This is a genomic window from Ursidibacter arcticus, from assembly GCF_009761375.1.
Taxonomy (GTDB): domain Bacteria; phylum Pseudomonadota; class Gammaproteobacteria; order Enterobacterales; family Pasteurellaceae; genus Ursidibacter; species Ursidibacter arcticus.
Genome location: NZ_LEKM01000113.1, coordinates 24930 through 41068, shown reverse-complemented (window position 1 = coordinate 41068; position 16139 = coordinate 24930). Strand labels below are relative to the sequence as shown.

The 16139-nt window shown below is 38.6% G+C and carries 22 protein-coding genes and 1 pseudogene; 5 read left to right on the top strand and 18 right to left on the bottom strand.

Going from position 1 to position 16139, the window contains the following annotated elements; all coding sequences use genetic code 11:
• Positions 1-287: 287 nt before the first annotated feature.
• Both A1D25_RS03530 and A1D25_RS03525 read right to left on the bottom strand, forming a co-directional pair.
• Positions 288-2165 carry an LTA synthase family protein gene (locus A1D25_RS03530; protein WP_157394318.1) on the bottom strand — a complete coding sequence of 626 codons (1878 nt, stop codon included), beginning with the start codon at positions 2163-2165 and terminating at the stop codon, positions 288-290.
• Positions 2166-2329: 164 nt separating this feature from the next.
• Complete coding sequence (locus A1D25_RS03525; protein WP_157394317.1) at positions 2330-2728, bottom strand: helix-turn-helix domain-containing protein; 399 nt, start codon at positions 2726-2728, stop codon at positions 2330-2332.
• A gap of 102 nt (positions 2729-2830) precedes the next feature.
• Between A1D25_RS03525 and A1D25_RS03520 the strand changes: the two genes are divergently transcribed.
• A complete protein-coding gene (locus A1D25_RS03520) occupies positions 2831-3139 on the top strand; it encodes a hypothetical protein (RefSeq protein ID WP_157394316.1) in 309 nt (102 codons plus the stop codon).
• Between the two features lie 39 nt (positions 3140-3178).
• Positions 3179-3568: a hypothetical protein gene (locus A1D25_RS03515; RefSeq protein WP_157394315.1), complete on the top strand. Its 390-nt coding sequence runs from the start codon at positions 3179-3181 to the stop codon at positions 3566-3568.
• A gap of 149 nt (positions 3569-3717) precedes the next feature.
• Here A1D25_RS03515 and mnmE read toward each other — a convergent pair whose 3' ends face one another.
• Positions 3718-5076: a tRNA uridine-5-carboxymethylaminomethyl(34) synthesis GTPase MnmE gene (gene mnmE, locus A1D25_RS03510; RefSeq protein ID WP_157394314.1), complete on the bottom strand. Its 1359-nt coding sequence runs from the start codon at positions 5074-5076 to the stop codon at positions 3718-3720.
• 78 nt (positions 5077-5154) lie between these two features.
• Complete coding sequence (locus A1D25_RS03505) at positions 5155-5715, bottom strand: LOG family protein (protein WP_157394313.1); 561 nt, start codon at positions 5713-5715, stop codon at positions 5155-5157.
• A 64-nt stretch (positions 5716-5779) separates the two neighbouring features.
• Between A1D25_RS03505 and A1D25_RS03500 the strand changes: the two genes are divergently transcribed.
• Positions 5780-6115 (top strand): MazG nucleotide pyrophosphohydrolase domain-containing protein, encoded by a 336-nt coding sequence (locus A1D25_RS03500; protein WP_157394312.1) that lies wholly within the window; start codon positions 5780-5782, stop codon positions 6113-6115.
• Positions 6116-6201: 86 nt separating this feature from the next.
• Here the strand turns inward: A1D25_RS03500 and rplP (A1D25_RS03495) are convergent.
• The 12 genes and pseudogenes from rplP (A1D25_RS03495) to rpsJ all read right to left on the bottom strand — a co-directional run.
• Positions 6202-6285: pseudogene (gene rplP / locus A1D25_RS03495) on the bottom strand (50S ribosomal protein L16); the annotation flags it as partial.
• An 81-nt stretch (positions 6286-6366) separates the two neighbouring features.
• Positions 6367-6624, bottom strand: coding sequence for a 30S ribosomal protein S17 (rpsQ, locus tag A1D25_RS03490; protein ID WP_157394311.1), 258 nt, complete (start codon positions 6622-6624; stop codon positions 6367-6369).
• Positions 6624-6815 carry a 50S ribosomal protein L29 gene (gene rpmC / locus A1D25_RS03485; RefSeq protein WP_157394310.1) on the bottom strand — a complete coding sequence of 64 codons (192 nt, stop codon included), beginning with the start codon at positions 6813-6815 and terminating at the stop codon, positions 6624-6626. Before rpmC ends, rpsQ begins: the two co-directional genes overlap by 1 nt.
• Positions 6815-7225 (bottom strand): 50S ribosomal protein L16, encoded by a 411-nt coding sequence (gene rplP / locus A1D25_RS03480; protein ID WP_157394309.1) that lies wholly within the window; start codon positions 7223-7225, stop codon positions 6815-6817. The genes rpmC and rplP (A1D25_RS03480) overlap by 1 nt, the downstream gene beginning before the upstream one ends.
• Before the next feature lie 12 nt (positions 7226-7237).
• Positions 7238-7945 (bottom strand): 30S ribosomal protein S3, encoded by a 708-nt coding sequence (rpsC, locus tag A1D25_RS03475; protein WP_157394308.1) that lies wholly within the window; start codon positions 7943-7945, stop codon positions 7238-7240.
• An 18-nt stretch (positions 7946-7963) separates the two neighbouring features.
• Positions 7964-8296, bottom strand: coding sequence for a 50S ribosomal protein L22 (rplV, locus tag A1D25_RS03470; RefSeq protein ID WP_005599292.1), 333 nt, complete (start codon positions 8294-8296; stop codon positions 7964-7966).
• Positions 8297-8306: 10 nt separating this feature from the next.
• A complete protein-coding gene (gene rpsS / locus A1D25_RS03465; protein WP_005539416.1) occupies positions 8307-8582 on the bottom strand; it encodes a 30S ribosomal protein S19 in 276 nt (91 codons plus the stop codon).
• A 26-nt stretch (positions 8583-8608) separates the two neighbouring features.
• On the bottom strand, positions 8609-9430 hold the full coding sequence (rplB, locus tag A1D25_RS03460; protein ID WP_157394307.1) for a 50S ribosomal protein L2: 822 nt from the start codon (positions 9428-9430) through the stop codon (positions 8609-8611).
• Between the two features lie 19 nt (positions 9431-9449).
• Complete coding sequence (gene rplW / locus A1D25_RS03455) at positions 9450-9755, bottom strand: 50S ribosomal protein L23 (protein ID WP_005599290.1); 306 nt, start codon at positions 9753-9755, stop codon at positions 9450-9452.
• Complete coding sequence (gene rplD / locus A1D25_RS03450) at positions 9752-10354, bottom strand: 50S ribosomal protein L4 (protein ID WP_157394306.1); 603 nt, start codon at positions 10352-10354, stop codon at positions 9752-9754. The genes rplW and rplD overlap by 4 nt, the downstream gene beginning before the upstream one ends.
• 15 nt (positions 10355-10369) lie before the next feature.
• A complete protein-coding gene (rplC, locus tag A1D25_RS03445; protein ID WP_157394305.1) occupies positions 10370-10996 on the bottom strand; it encodes a 50S ribosomal protein L3 in 627 nt (208 codons plus the stop codon).
• Positions 10997-11012: 16 nt separating this feature from the next.
• On the bottom strand, positions 11013-11324 hold the full coding sequence (gene rpsJ / locus A1D25_RS03440) for a 30S ribosomal protein S10 (RefSeq protein WP_001181005.1): 312 nt from the start codon (positions 11322-11324) through the stop codon (positions 11013-11015).
• Positions 11325-11746: 422 nt separating this feature from the next.
• Here rpsJ and A1D25_RS03435 point away from each other — a divergent pair, with 422 nt between their 5' ends.
• Both A1D25_RS03435 and A1D25_RS03430 read left to right on the top strand, forming a co-directional pair.
• Positions 11747-12382, top strand: coding sequence for a TfoX/Sxy family DNA transformation protein (locus A1D25_RS03435; protein WP_157394304.1), 636 nt, complete (start codon positions 11747-11749; stop codon positions 12380-12382).
• Positions 12383-12506: 124 nt separating this feature from the next.
• Positions 12507-13571 (top strand): MFS transporter, encoded by a 1065-nt coding sequence (locus A1D25_RS03430; RefSeq protein WP_157394303.1) that lies wholly within the window; start codon positions 12507-12509, stop codon positions 13569-13571.
• Positions 13572-13644: 73 nt separating this feature from the next.
• On the opposite strand, the gene accA is transcribed toward A1D25_RS03430, so the two are convergent.
• Together accA and A1D25_RS03420 are read right to left on the bottom strand one after the other, a co-directional pair.
• Complete coding sequence (gene accA / locus A1D25_RS03425; protein WP_157394302.1) at positions 13645-14598, bottom strand: acetyl-CoA carboxylase carboxyl transferase subunit alpha; 954 nt, start codon at positions 14596-14598, stop codon at positions 13645-13647.
• 123 nt (positions 14599-14721) lie between these two features.
• Positions 14722-16128 carry a multicopper oxidase domain-containing protein gene (locus A1D25_RS03420; RefSeq protein ID WP_157394301.1) on the bottom strand — a complete coding sequence of 469 codons (1407 nt, stop codon included), beginning with the start codon at positions 16126-16128 and terminating at the stop codon, positions 14722-14724.
• Positions 16129-16139: the final 11 nt, after the last annotated feature.

Genomic DNA, 16139 nt, shown 5'->3' with positions numbered 1-16139 from the left:
ATTTTAATTGGTTTATTGATAGTAAAAGCTAGGCTCAATGCCTAGCTCAGACTGATGACAAACCCCAATTTGTTGTATCCAATTAACGGACGCCAGCGTGGCGTCCCTACATAACAAAATAAAATCTGTTATTTTTCAATTGGTTATAACTTTCCTTGTAGGGACGCCACGCTGGCGTCCGAATGAAAAAAGACTTTGTCAATAATCTGAGGTGGGTCTTAGCCCACCTTACATTAAATGACTTTGTTAATAATTCGACTGCTTTCATTTATAGAGCAATTTTTTATTTAATCTGCCACCCAACGATTCTCTCGTAAAAGCTGATCGGCATATTGCATTTTTAGTTTAAGGTTTTGCAGAGCCTGCTCATCTTTAGTGGAGTAGTTTTCAGCCTTCTCTTGAATACCTTCAGGTGTAAAACCTACCCACGTTGTTGGTGTAATCATTCCAACTGTATCCCCTTGATTAAGCATTACGCTTTCACTCTTTTCATTGGCAAATAACGATTTCCCGAAAGTATAAATAGGCTGGTTAAATCCTAGTAAATCCATAATGGAAGGGAATAGATCGTACTGTGAGGCTAATTCAGTATGACGTGTTGGCGGTAATGAGCCATCAGGGCTGAATATGACCAACGGAATATGGAAACGCTGTGGCAAATTATCATCACTTTCTGCATTTAGGGTGTGGTCAGCTGTAAAAATAAAGATAGTATTTTGATACCAAGGCTGTTTTTCTGCCGATTGCATAAACTGCTGTAACGCCCAATCACTATATTTTAGCGTATTTAGGAAACCATTTTCGCCTTGGTCATCGTGTGGATATAGCTCAAATTCACTGCCAATTTTAGGAAATGGCTCGTGTGTTGTTCCTGTAAACATAAATGCAAAGAATGGCTGTTTCTTTGCTGGCTCACTTAATTTTTGATTAAAGGCTTGCAACGCATCGTAATCCCAACCAAAGCGAGGCTGCTCTTGCGGATATTCTCGTAAGAGCGGAACATCTTCTTTACCATAATATTCTTGGAAACCCAGTGCATTAGCAATGCTATCCATATGGAATGAACGGCGAGCAGAAGATTGCATCATTACAGTGCGATAATTTTGTTGATTGGCAATCTGAGCAATACGACTCATCTCTTTTAATTCTAAGCCAAAGCCAAGAGTAGGCTGACTTTGTAACGAAGGTGTAGAAGAAAGAACCGCTTGAATACCCACAATACTACGTTGCCCTGCTGCGTAGTAGTTATCCCACACTTGAGATTTCGCCACAAGGCTATCCATAAATGGTGTAACGTTATAACTCCCACCTGCTAACGCATCAATATATTTGTAGCTCCAACTTTCTAATAACACGAGTACCACATTTTTATTCGTTGGCTTATTTTCAGGGTGTTGCCATTTAAAAATAAGCGGTTGTTTGCTGGCAAAATTTTGCAACTCCGTTGAAGAAACGTAATTGAGTGGTTGCTCTTTTAAACGATTACGGCTTTCTCGATAAGTGGTATAAACAGGGTTTAAGGCAAGATTAGCTTGCTGTAATTTACTTCCTGTAAAAGCATCACTTAAATTGATTGGGCGACCAGAAAGAATAATCCCTCTAAATAAAATGAAATAGATCCCTGCAAGTAATAGCCAAATAACTAAACGTAGCCATTTATTTTGCGGAAGAACTGCCTGCTTTGTGAGTGGACGTTGAATGGCGTAGTACCACAAAACGCCCAACAACACTAAACCAACTAAACTACCTAAGGTATAAGCTAAGCGAGAGCTAAGTGCAATTTCAATTAACGCACCTTGATCGGCACTCAAATTGAGAATTTCTGCACCGATATGGTGCTGTACTTCGCCAAAATAAGTGAGATCGCCTAAACTGTAAGCACACATTACAAAAATCATTAAAGCACACAGCCAAACTAACAATGTACGGCATTTCGTTTGTTGAATGGCTTTGAAAGGCAAACTTAACAGCACCAACATTGGAGAACAAAAAAGCATTGTGGTGGCACTATCAAATTGAATGCCTTTAACCAACCCTTTGGCAACTTCAGAAAGCGTTAATGGTGAGAAATAATCATAATGAACAAAATATAAACCAATACGGCATAATCCAAAGGCAAATAATGCAAAGAGAATGATCCGAATCGGTAGAATGGCGAAGTGCATAGTGCAACCTAACAAGATAACTAAATGTTGTGAAATAGTAAGCTAATTTTGCTAAATAGAAAAGTAAGCGGTTGCTTTTCCATAAAAATTTGTAAAAGATTATGAATTATAACGAGCAATCGAGTCAAATTTGACCATTCTACAAATAAAATAAGGTTGTCTTCCTAAAAATTAGAACTCTTTAGTAGTGCTAACATCTCTTTGAGCAAATTCACTTCTTGTTGCAGATGTTCAATTTTCTCATCTTTATGGGAAATGATCAGTTGTAGTTTTTCATTCTCATTTAAGAGTTCTTTAGTGCTACCACTAATACTAAAGGCATTTGTGCCTGAACCATAATGCATTATTTGATAAGATGTTTTTTCTCCCGAATTAATTAGTTCAATTACATCAAGATCAAAAATATTCGCAATTTGTTCTAACTTATCTAATGTTAATTTCGTTTCTCCACGCTCTAATTTCCCATAACTATTTGCTGAGATTCCCATTTTTTCAGCAATCTGTTCTTGTGAAAACAGATGTTCTTCTCTCAAGATTCTGATTCGCTCATTGATTTTTGTCATAATGCACTCTTTTTTCGATAGATAAGTAACGGTTTTGGAAAGTAAAAACTACTTTTACGAGATGGCGTAAAACTGTTCTTATAAATAAAATTTAGGATTTTTATGAAAAAATTTTTATTTTCTATATTTGTTCTAGGATTGACTAGTTCTACTATTGCAGGAATAACAAATATAGTAAAACCAAAAGGATACACTAGAGACGATGAGAGCGAAGATGGATTTTATCTTGTCACAACCAAAGGAAAATTATATATTTATTTTCCTGGTTTAAGTGAACGTGATTCTCAAATAATGGATAAAGCAATTAAGAATAAATCCTGTTTACAAATCACTGAAATTGGTGGAATGTTCCTAAAAGTAAAGGAAGTTAAATGTCCATCTAAATTAAAGCCAATTAAACAATTTTATTAAATGATTTTATGATCATATGACTCCTAGAGGATATTTAGAATGAAAAAATTAGCTCTAATAACAGTTTTGCTCACAGCGACTACCCAGACTACTATGGCTAATAGCACCATCTTTTCTTGCTTTATGAAAAATGGAAAGCATCTTTCAATCGAAAAAGTTGGAAGTAATTACCAGTATAGTTATGGAAAACCAGGCAAACCTGAAATGGTATTCACAAATAGAATTTCTGATGTTGAAAATACTCGTGATAGCGGTACTCAGGCGATGAATATTACAATGTTCAATAAAGGAGTTGAATATTTTATTTGGAATAACTTTGTTAGGGAAGCTGGGGGTGGAGTATCCGTTAGTAAAAATGGTAAAGAGTTAGCAAATACATATTGTGATCCTAATCGAGAAATTTATGGATTAGAAAATTCGGCACATTAGCCTCATTATAATTTTTTTATAAATAGATAAAGCGGTCACTTCCCCATAAACTTTTGCAAAGAATTGTTGGAAAGTGACCGCTTAATTTATTGGTGTAATGGACAAAATAGTTGCTGTTTTATCCATTAAGCCTTTATTAGAAAGACTAGCTACTTACCAATACAGAAAGAGCTGAAAATGTTACCAAGTAGATCGTCAGAAGTGAATTGCCCTGTAATTTCGCTTAATGCGTTTTGCACAAGACGTAACTCTTCAGCGAGTAGCTCACCTGCGTGGAATTGCGTTAATTGAATGTGTCCACGCTGTAAATGTTCTGCGGCAGTTTCCAATGCAACTAAATGGCGGCGGCGAGCGATAAATCCACCTTCCGTAGAGCTTTGATAACCCATTGATTTTTTGAGATGTTCACGCAGTAAATCTACGCCCACTTTAGTTTGAGCAGAAAGACGAATGAGCGTAAAGTTATCCACATTGACTAAACTTTCACTTTCGCCTGTAAGATCCACTTTATTGCGGATCACCGTAACTGGAATGTTTTTCGGCAATTTACTTAAAAAATCGGCCCATTCTTGTTGGAAATGTTCACTTTGCGACTCAGTGCTATCAATCATCAATAAGACGTGGTCGGCTTGAGCAATCTCGTCCCAAGCTCGTTTGATCCCGATTTTCTCTACTTCATCACTGGCTTCTCGCAAACCAGCAGTATCAATGATGTGTAACGGCATTCCGTCAATATGAATATGTTCACGCAATACATCACGGGTTGTGCCTGCAATATCAGTCACAATCGCTGCTTCTCTCCCTGCCAATGCGTTGAGTAGGCTTGATTTGCCTGCATTTGGTTTGCCTGCAATCACCACTTTCATTCCTTCTCGCAAAATTGTGCCTTGCTTGGCTTCTTGGCGAACATTCGCTAATTGGGCAATAATTTCGTTTAATTTTGTTTCGATTTTACCGTCCGCTAAGAAATCAATCTCTTCATCAGGGAAATCAATCGCTGCCTCAACATAGGTGCGAAGATAGATTACAGAATCTACTAGTTGATTGATTTTATTAGAAAATTCACCTTGTAGTGATTTTAATGCCGAGCGAGCGGCTTGTTCTGATGTCGCATCAATCAAATCGGCAATCGCTTCTGCTTGAGCAAGATCGAGTTTATCATTTAAAAAGGCTTGTTCAGAAAATTCCCCTGCTCGTGCAATACGAATACCTTTCACTTTGAGAATGCGATTAAGCAAAATATCTAAAATCACTTGTCCGCCGTGCCCTTGTAATTCAAGGACATCTTCCCCTGTAAATGAATTTGGTGCTTTAAAAAAGAGAGCGATTCCTTGGTCTAAAATTGTGCCATCTTCATCTTTAAAAGGAAGATAATCAGCCATTCTCGGCTTTGGACATTTACCCAATACCGCTTGAGCCACTTCGGCAGCTTGTGGGCCAGACACGCGTAAAATACCGATCCCCCCACGTCCGATTGGAGTAGCTTGTGCCACAATGGTTTCTTTCATCTATATGTTCTCTACTTGGATTTGAAAATGAGCCTATTGTACCTGACAAGCGGTAGGTTAAGGCAAATTTTTTGCAAATTAGTAACGTCTTACTTCAGGTGGCATATAGTGAGCAATAAAATGGGTGATTTCGTTTAGATCATCGGAAAAAAGTGTTTTTTGGCGGTCTGTTGTGGTTAAAAAGCCTTGTTCGACCATCTTATCAAAGAATTGTCGGAGCGGTTGGTAGTAATTGTCGCTATTAAATAAAATACAAGGGTTATTATTTTGCCCGATTCTTGCCCACGAAATCACTTCGCTGATTTCTTCTAAAGTTCCTGGCCCACCAGCAAGAGCGATATACACATCACCAAGTTCAATCATTTTCTGTTTACGCACAGACATTGAATCAACGCTGATCATTTCTGTTAAGCCTGTATGAGCAAGCTCTCGTTCTTGTAAAAAGGTTGGCATAATGCCGATTACTTTACCGCCGTTTTCTAAGACAGTATTAGCAATTAGCCCCATTAGCCCTGCATTTCCACCGCCATAGATGAGAGTATACCCCTGTTGAGCAATCCATTGCCCTAATTGGACGGTAGCTTGTTGATGTTTTGGGTTATTACCAAGGCTTGCACCACAATAAACAGTAATATTCATTTCTTTTTCTTCCTATTTTCAGTAAAGTGTACTGAAATCATAACAAACTTTTAAGGTAAACCAAATGCAGTTTTCAGAGTATCAACAATGGGTTAGTGAGTTCTATCAACAACAAAATTGGTATCGTCACGATGTTTTTAGACGCTTGGCTTATTTAGCTGAGGAAGTCGGGGAAGTGGCTTGTGCGGTGCGAGCCATTGAAATTGGGCGTGAGCGTCCTGATCAAATCGAACAAGATCAGGCTCAAAAACGTGAAAATCTGATTGAAGAACTTGGTGATGTGTTTGATAACTTATTTATCTTGGCAGATAAATACGATATTTCGATTGAAGAAGTGATACACAAACATAAAGCAAAATTTATTAAGCGTTATGTTGATGATGTTCAGCCAAAAGAATAGGTAATATGTAGAAGATCAGGTTTAGAAGGGATCATTATATCGGACGCTTCATTAGCGGATTGGATATTTTGTCCATTACACCTATTTCCATCATGGATTAAGGCTACCCAGTACTCAACGTTACCTTGACCCATACGGACTTCTAAAGATTTTTCTGTGATTGGTTTGTCCATTACACCGAGATTTTAGGAAAATTTTACAAAAAAATCCCCAGCATTTCTGCTAGGGATTTCTTATTTGAACTGAGTTAATTAAGCAACGATTGCTTTTTCAACTACACGAACTAAAGTCCAAGATTTAGTTTTTGAAACAGGACGACATTCCTTAATTTCAACAACATCACCTAATTTAGCTTCGTTATTTTCATCGTGTACGTGAAGTTTAGTAGTACGACGGATAAACTTACCATAGATTGGGTGTTTAACTGTACGTTCGATAGCAACTACGAAAGATTTTTCCATTTTGTCGCTAACTACTTTACCTTGTACTGTACGAATTTTATCAGTCATTACTCACCCGCCTTCTCGGTTAATACAGTTTTTACTTGTGCAATGCTACGACGCACTTGTTTTAACTGATGGGTTTGTTGAAGCTGACCGGTGGCTGCTTGCATACGCAACTTGAACTGCTCACCTAAAAGGTTTACTAATTCACCATTCAGCTCTTCAATACTTTTTGCACGTAATTCTTGAGCTTTCATTACATCACCGTCTTAGTTACAAATGTGGTTTTAAACGGAAGTTTAGCTGCTGCTAATGCAAATGCGTTGCGTGCAACTTCTTCTGAAACACCATCCATTTCATAGAGAACTTTACCCGGTTGGATTAAGGCTACCCAGTACTCAACGTTACCTTTACCTTTACCCATACGGACTTCTAAAGGTTTTTCTGTGATTGGTTTATCTGGGAATACACGAATCCAGATTTTACCTTGACGTTTTACCGCACGGCTCATCGCACGACGAGCTGCTTCAATTTGACGCGCAGTTAAACGGCCACGACCAACCGCTTTTAAACCGAATGAACCGAAGCTCACTTCTGTACCGCCAGCTAAACCGCGGTTACGACCTTTGTGAACTTTACGGAATTTTGTACGTTTTGGTTGTAACATTCAGTGATCTCCTTATTTACGACCTTTGCCACGTGGCGCCTTTTTAGGCTGTGCCGCTGGTTCTTTCTCTGATTCAATCACTGCAGCCATACCACCAAGAATTTCACCTTTGAAGATCCACACTTTAATACCGATTACACCGTATGTAGTGTGTGCTTCTGCAGTGTTATAATCGATGTCAGCACGAAGAGTATGTAGAGGTACACGACCTTCACGATACCATTCTGAACGTGCGATTTCTGCACCACCTAAACGACCGCTAACTTCAACTTTGATACCTTTAGCACCTAAACGCATTGCGTTTTGTACTGCACGTTTCATTGCGCGACGGAACATTACACGACGCTCAAGTTGAGATGCGATGCTATCTGCAACTAATTTTGCATCTAGCTCTGGTTTTTTCACTTCAGCAATGTTGATTTGAGCAGGAACACCAGCAATTTTAGATACTGCGTTTCTTAATTTTTCAACATCTTCGCCTTTTTTACCAATTACGATACCTGGACGAGCTGTGTGAATAGTTACACGGATGCTTTTCGCTGGACGCTCAATAGTGATGCGTGAAACAGAAGCACTCGCTAACTCTTTGTTTAAAAATTGACGTACTTTGAAATCGCCTTCTAAATTGTCTGCGAAATCTTGTGTATTCGCGAACCAAGTAGAGCTCCAAGGCTTAACAATACCAAGGCGAATACCATGTGGATGTACTTTTTGACCCATTTGTTATTCTCCTACTGATTAACGATCTGACACAACCACTGTGATGTGGCTTGTACGTTTTAAAATACGATCTGCGCGACCTTTAGCACGTGGCATTACACGTTTCATGCTTGGACCTTCATCAACGAAAATCTTCGCAACTTTAAGATCATCGACATCTGCACCGTCATTGTGCTCTGCGTTTGCAATAGCTGACTCTAAAACTTTCTTAACTAAAGCTGCTGCTTTTTTGTTTGTGAAAGTTAAGATTTCTAATGCTTGCGCAACTTTTTTACCGCGAATTAAGTCAGCAACTAAGCGAGCCTTTTGTGCAGAAGTACGAGCGTAACGATGTTTTGCAATAGTTTCCATCTTTTACCTCTTATTTCTTAGCTTTCTTATCTGCGGCGTGACCGCGGTATGTACGAGTCGGTGCAAATTCACCTAATTTATGACCGATCATTTCATCAGAAACATAAACTGGAACATGCTGACGACCATTATGGACTGCGATGGTCAATCCGATCATTGATGGAATGATCATTGAACGACGGGACCAAGTTTTGATTGGTTTTTTATCCCCGCTTTCCACCGCCTTCTCTACCTTCTTCAACAAGTGTAGGTCAAGGAAAGGACCTTTCTTGAGAGAACGTGGCATGGCTTACCTCTTTTTAATGAATAAAATTATTTACCACGACGACGTACGATGAATTTATCAGTACGTTTGTTATGGCGAGTTTTCTTACCTTTGGTTTGAACGCCCCAAGGTGTAACAGGGTGTTTACCGAAGTTACGACCTTCACCACCACCGTGTGGGTGGTCAACTGGGTTCATCGCAGTACCACGAACTGTTGGACGAATACCTCTCCAACGGTTTGCACCTGCTTTACCAAGAACGCGAAGCATATGTTCTGAGTTACCTACTTCACCAATAGTTGCAGAACACTCAGCTAATACTTTACGCATTTCACCTGAGCGAAGACGTAAAGTTACATAGTTACCTTCACGAGCAATAATTTGCACATATGCACCAGCAGAACGAGCGATTTGACCGCCTTTACCTGGTTTTAATTCAACGTTATGAATTGTTGAACCAACTGGGATATTGCGCATTGGTAATGAGTTACCTACTTTAATTGGAGATGAAGCACCCGCTTGAATTTGATCACCAACAGATAAACCTTTTGGTGCAAGAATGTAGCGACGCTCACCATCTTTATAAAGTACTAATGCAATGTTTGCAGAACGGTTTGGATCGTATTCTAAACGCTCAACAACAGCTGGAATGTCTAATTTATTACGTTTGAAATCAATTAAACGATAGTGTTGCTTATGACCACCACCGATGTGGCGAGTGGTAATACGACCTAAGTTGTTACGACCACCAGTTCTAGATTTAGTATCTAAAAGTGCTGCAAAAGGTTTACCTTTGTGAAGCTCTGGATTAACAACTTTAACTACATGACGACGACCAGCGGAGGTCGGCTTACATTTAACGATAGCCATAGTTTTCTATTCCTCCGAATTACTCTGCCGCACCTTCAACAAAGTCAAGAGATTGACCTTCCTGAAGTGTCACGTACGCTTTTTTCCAATCACTACGACGACCTGATTTAGCACCGTGACGTTTAGTTTTACCTTTAACAACCACTGTACGAACAGAATCTACTTTAACTTCGAAAAGTTGCTCTACTGCATTTGCAATTTCTACTTTATTTGCATCTAAAGCGACTTTGAAAACGATAGTATTGCCTTTTTCTGCGTTATTTGTTGCTTTCTCAGAGATATGAGGTGCTTTAAGCACTTTTAGCAAACGTTCTTGTTGAATCATGCTAACATCTCCTCAATTTGTTTTACTGCATCTACAGTAACAACCACTTTATCGAAAGCGATTAAACTTACTGGATCAATTCCTTGAACATCACGCACATCTACTTTATATAAGTTGCGTGCTGCTAAGAATAGATTTTCATCTAAGCTCGCAGTAATGATAAGTGCGTCAGTTAACGCCATATCTTTTAATTTTTGTACTAAAACTTTAGTTTTTGGTGCGTCAATTTCAAATTTATCAACAACAACTAAACGATCTTGACGAACAAGTTCAGAAAGAATGCTTTTGATTGCACCACGGTACATTTTCTTGTTCACTTTTTGGCTGTGATCTTGTGGTTTAGCTGCGAAAGTTACACCACCAGAACGCCAGATTGGTGATTTAACATCACCTGAGCGAGCACGACCAGTACCTTTTTGACGCCAAGGTTTTTTACCTGAACCAGACACTTCAGCACGAGTTTTTTGAGCACGACTTCCTTGACGAGCACCTGCTGCATACGCAACAACTACTTGGTGGATTAACGCTTCGTTAAACTCACGTCCGAAGGTAGTTTCAGAAACAGTTAGTGCGTTTGCACCTACAACTTGTAATTCCATCTCTATCTCCTAGACTTATGCTTTAACAGCTGGTTTTACGATAACATCACTATTAGTTGCACCAGGTACAGAACCTTTAACTAATAATAATTTACGCTCAGCATCTACACGAACAACTTCAAGTGATTGAACGGTTACACGCTCAGCACCTAAGTGTCCAGCCATTTTTTTACCTTTAAACACACGACCTGGAGTTTGGTTTTGACCAATAGAACCAAGTACACGGTGTGATAAAGAGTTACCGTGAGTAGCATCTTGAGTACGGAAGTTCCAGCGTTTAACACCGCCAGCAAAACCTTTACCTTTAGAAGTACCAGTAACATCTACTTTTTTAACATCTGTAAAGATGTCTACGTTGATTTCTTGACCTAAAGTGAATTCTTCACCTTCAGTACGAAATTCCCATAAACCGCGACCAGCTTCAACACCTGCTTTAACGAAATGACCTGCTTCAGGCTTAGTTACACGATTCGCTTTTTTCGAACCAGTTGTAACTTGAACTGCAGTATAGCCATCGTTTTCAAGAGTTTTAACTTGAGTCACACGGTTGGCTTCGATTTCGATTACGGTAACTGGAACTGACACGCCATCTTCTGTGAAGATACGGGTCATACCAACTTTACGACCGACTAAACCAATCATTGTAATAACCTCTTAATTAACCTAGGCTGATCTGCACGTCAACGCCGGCAGCCAAATCTAAACGCATTAATGCATCAACAGTTTTTTCTGTTGGCTCAACAATATCAACTAAACGTTTGTGAGTACGAATTTCATATTGGTCACGCGCATCTTTATTAACGTGTGGTGAAATCAATACTGTAAAACGCTCTTTACGCGTTGGTAAAGGAATTGGACCACGAACTTGTGCACCAGTACGTTTAGCTGTTTCTACGATCTCCGCAGTTGATTGATCGATCAAACGATGATCGAACGCTTTTAAGCGGATACGGATTCTTTGGTTCTGCATTAGACCAGAGCTCCATTAAAATTTAGCTAATAAAAAAACCGAACCACCAAACTTAATAAATTACATTAAGGGGGCACAGTCATACCTTGTTATAGCTCCCAAATCGGGGGCATTTTATGTACTACAATATCTGTAATACCACCTAGTAAATGATTACACTAAGTGACGCTATCTATACATCAGTGAAAGCGTCTGATAATTATAAGGGAATTTACTACAAATAACAAGCATCAATTCAATTTTATAGCAAATAATTTATCTATTGATCTAAGTACAAAAGTACACTTTTTTCTATTTTTCGATATATATCACAAAAAAAATCAGATTATTAGATTGAAAACTATCACTACCTAGGCGATATTTGAACAGTGGGATAACCACTTGGATTTAATACATTAGTTCACATAAACGGAGGGAGCTGTATGAACCACATCAATCAACAAACACTAAACATTCGAACTTTATTATTACCGATAATTGGAGAAACCAAGGCTAAGACATATTTCTCTTATTATGGGATTTTTAAAGATGATCTTATGTTTGGGTTGTATAAAGAGGGGCTTTTTTATCTGAAACTAGCAGAAAAAGATGTTTCAGAAGCCATTTCTTTAGGTATGAAATGTTTAATTGATCCTAAAATAAGCAAAACAAATATGTTTTACTTAATCCCCGACCCAATTCTACATAACTTATCTACTTACACTACTTGGTTTACTGCCAGTTTAGCCGAAATTCAATCAAATAAAGTTTCACTTTACAAACAACGAAAGAGGCAAATTCGATCATTACCTAACTTGAATCTAAATCTAGAAAGAACATTGAAAAAGGTAAACATAAATTCTGTTGAAGACTTAATTGAAAAAGGGGAGGTGAAAGTATTTATTGAGCTAATTAAAATTGGAATTGATGTCGATCATTCCCTTCTATTCAAGCTCTACGGAGCAATAAACCACCAATTTATCTATACCCTTTCTGAAAAAACTAAACGTGACTTACTTACCGAAACTGATGAAGCGCTTTACGAAGCAGGTCTTCGGAAACGATTCAACTCAAAGTAAAAATTACGATAAATATGAGAATATAACTCTCTAAATTACTAAGTAAACAACTTATTATAACCTAGAACCGACCGCCTTTTATTGTTGTATAATAATGTTTTCTGTTTATATAGGTGTACCCTTAATGTCCTTAGAAAACCTATTATTGTGGCGGCGGTTTATTTCCACCCTTGCCTTTTTCTCAATGCAAACCGTCTTTTTTGTGTATCTACAACAAAAAGGCTTGTCTAATGCACAAATCGCATTTTCGCTCTCGTTGCTATTCTTTTGTAGCCAAGCATTAGCCATTGTGGCAGGAATATTAGGCGATCGTTATGGCTTAGCCAAAATGATGTTATTAGGTTGCTTACTTGATGTGATTGCTTATATTTTCTTTCTCTCCGCAGAACACTATGTCGTACTATTATTGGCAACGATCTGCTTTGGATTAGGGAGCTGTCTATTTGCAACGAATGCAAGAGCCTGTTTATTAGCGTTAGCGGGAGATGAATACTCTGCTAAAACCCGTTTACAAGGGAAATTCTTAAAAGTAACGAGTATGTCATCAATGGCTGCACCACTATTAGCGATTCCTTTTATTAAATTTGAGCAAATTGAATGGCTTATTTGGTGCTGTTTTTTATTAGAAACGGTGCTTTTTGTTTTTATGGCAAAACCCTTCTATCAAATGGAAAATGTGAATAGCTTAGTTAAATTTCGTTGGGGACAAATTCGAGAAATTATTACAAAAGAGTTTCTATTCGTACATTTAATGCTACTTGTGCCGATTAGCGTAGCAATGTCTTTCTTCGTGATTTTCCCTTATCTATTTGATAATAAATTAAGTGTGCCTGAGCAGATTCCTGTTGCATTATTTATCAATGGTTTAATGACAGTAGGGTTACAATCAACCTTTTCTAAACATATCAACTTAACTAAAAAACAACTACTTTGGATCGGGCCATTATTGGCACTGGGGATGATTTTACCTTGGTTTATTACCTTGAAATATGTATCACTAGTTTCGGCGTACCTTTATTTGATTGTATTTACTGTGATTGAAGTTTACGTTTTAACCGCAATGGCAAATTTATTAGTGAAATTTGATAATGGAACAAATCGCGGATTTATCTTCGGATCTTCCCGCTTATTACAATCCATTTCTACAATGATTGTAATGAACTTGATTCCACATCTGTTTTTAATTTGATTGATAGTACTTGTATTTTGCTCCCTATTTAGCTGGAATGGGAGCAAAATTTAGTAGCAGTATATTTTTCTAACTACACATATCCATAATTCATTAAGCGTTGATAGCGACGGTCAAGCAATGATTCTTGATCTAACGGTGCAAGGTCGGCTAAATCATCAAGTAAGCGTTGCTTTAAATTTGCCACCATTTCATCTACATTACGGTGTGCTCCACCTAATGGCTCTGGTACGATATTGTCGATGAGTTCTAACTCTTTTAAACGTGGAGCAGTTAAGCCCATTACTTCGGCTGCCGTAGAGGCTTTATCCGCACTTTTCCATAAAATAGAGGCACAGCCTTCAGGTGAAATAACAGAATAAGTACTGTACTGTAACATATTCACTTTATCGCCAACACCGATAGCTAAAGCACCACCAGAACCGCCCTCACCGATAACCGTACAAATCACTGGTACTTTTAAGGTTGCCATTTCACGCAAGTTACGAGCAATTGCTTCCGATTGTCCACGTTCTTCTGCTCCAATTCCTGGATATGCTCCTGGCGTATCAATGAACGTAATAATTGGTAGATTAAAGCGTTCTGCCATTTGCATTAAACGTAATGCCTTACGGTAGCCTTCAGGTGCTGGCATTCCGAAATTACGTTTTACTTTTTCTTTAACATTACGCCCTTTTTGATGGCCTATAACCATTACAGGACGACCTTCTAAACGAGCAATACCGCCCACAATAGCTTTATCGTCTGCAAAAGCACGATCACCTGCAAGTTCATCAAATTCTGTGAAGATTTTTTCAATATAATCTAAAGTATAAGGACGACTAGGGTGGCGAGCCATTCGGGAAACTTGCCAAGCATCAAGATCAGCAAAGGTTTTTTTGGTTAATTCTTCGCTTTTCTTTTGTAAGCGTGCAATTTCATCATCCAAATTAATTTTATCGTCATTGCCAACCGCAGAACGTAACGCGTCAATTTTTGCTTCTAATTCGGCAATCGGTAACTCAAAATCTAAATATTCTTGGTTCATAATTTTTCCTATCTGTTTTCGCAGAAATAAAACTGTCGTATTCTATCAGCGATTTTCGTCTCAAGCGGTTTATTTTCACGATTTTTTGCAAAAAATCTGACTGATCAGACCGCTTATTCAAACCTAACTCACGCTAAACTGCCCTATACAACCTTTATCTTTTAACATTAAATCGGTAACACCGAAAGTAAAAGGCAACGCATCAGTGGCAGAGTGTTCAAAGCGAACAAGTAAGGTAATCTCTTGATCTTTTTCCAACCAAACAGTATCTCGCCACGCTAGTTGTTGAATGGGGCGTTTTTGGCGGTTCTCCGTTTCGATGATAAATTTTGCCCCTTGTAAACTAAAACCAATCGCTTCATTACTGGTTAAATACCAACGTTCTACCGTGCCTTTCTGAACGGTAAAATCAATTCGTTTAGGATCAAAACGTTGTTGGTTGATTAAGCGATCAAAAGGTCGTAAGGTAAATTTACGCTCTTGGGCAATCTTCAAGTTAAAATCGTTTTTATCAAATGGCGGTAAGGTTACATTTGAATGTAATGCCGAAGGCAGACCTTGTGGGCGAAATTCCACCACAACATTATCAATCAATTCATCATCGTTTTCAAAGAGCTGTTCAATTTTGTGAAAAAATCCACGTTTCTGACCGCTTATTAGCGAGATCTTTTCCCCTTCATTGAGATCGATGAGCAACTCTACTCGTTCTGACGGAGCGAGAGAAATCGAGTTACTTTCAATTGGCTCTGCAAAATAGCCCATTCCAGTGGCAATAAGATAAAGGGGTTTATCATTATCTAAGCGTAAATCATAGCGACGAGAGAGAGACGCATTCACGATGCGTAGTCTCACCCAACCTCGTGGTACTTCATAATAAGGGGATTCTTGCCCATTAACGAATAAACGTTTGCCAAAAAACTGTGGTGCTTGACTATCCAGAACTTGCACTCCCGCACTGTTTGTGAGCTGGTCTTGTAAAATCAATGGAATATCATTTACGCCATATTTATTAGGAAGCTGTGCTTTGCGGCTTTCGTTATCTTCTATGATCCATAAACCTGCAATACCACGATAAACTTGATAGGCGGAATTAAGCATTGTGTCTGCCGAATACCAAGCAGTACAAGCTGGTTGATTAACGGATAATATTGGCGACCAACTGCTGTTGGGGGTAAATTGGCGATGAATCGAGCCGATCATTTCTGTAGGGGCTAATAGCCCTTGAATATTCACCGACATTTTTTGTGGGAGGCTGTTTGTGTAAGTGAGTTTCACAAAATCGCCCGATTTTACTCGAACAGTAGGAGCAAGATAGTGTCCATTAACGCCCCATACATCAGCAAGTTTTCCTTGATCAAACTGAGTTTGTGCAGAGCGGAAATCTAAACGCACAGGTCGCCCTCGCCCAACATCAATTAAAGGTGGAATGGTTAATGATCGGCGAGTTTTTGCCCAAAGCATATTAGGTGCTAGAGCGATTCCGCTTGATAGTACAGTTCTTGAAAGAAATTGTCGGCGAGAAAGTTTCATCTTAATTACGG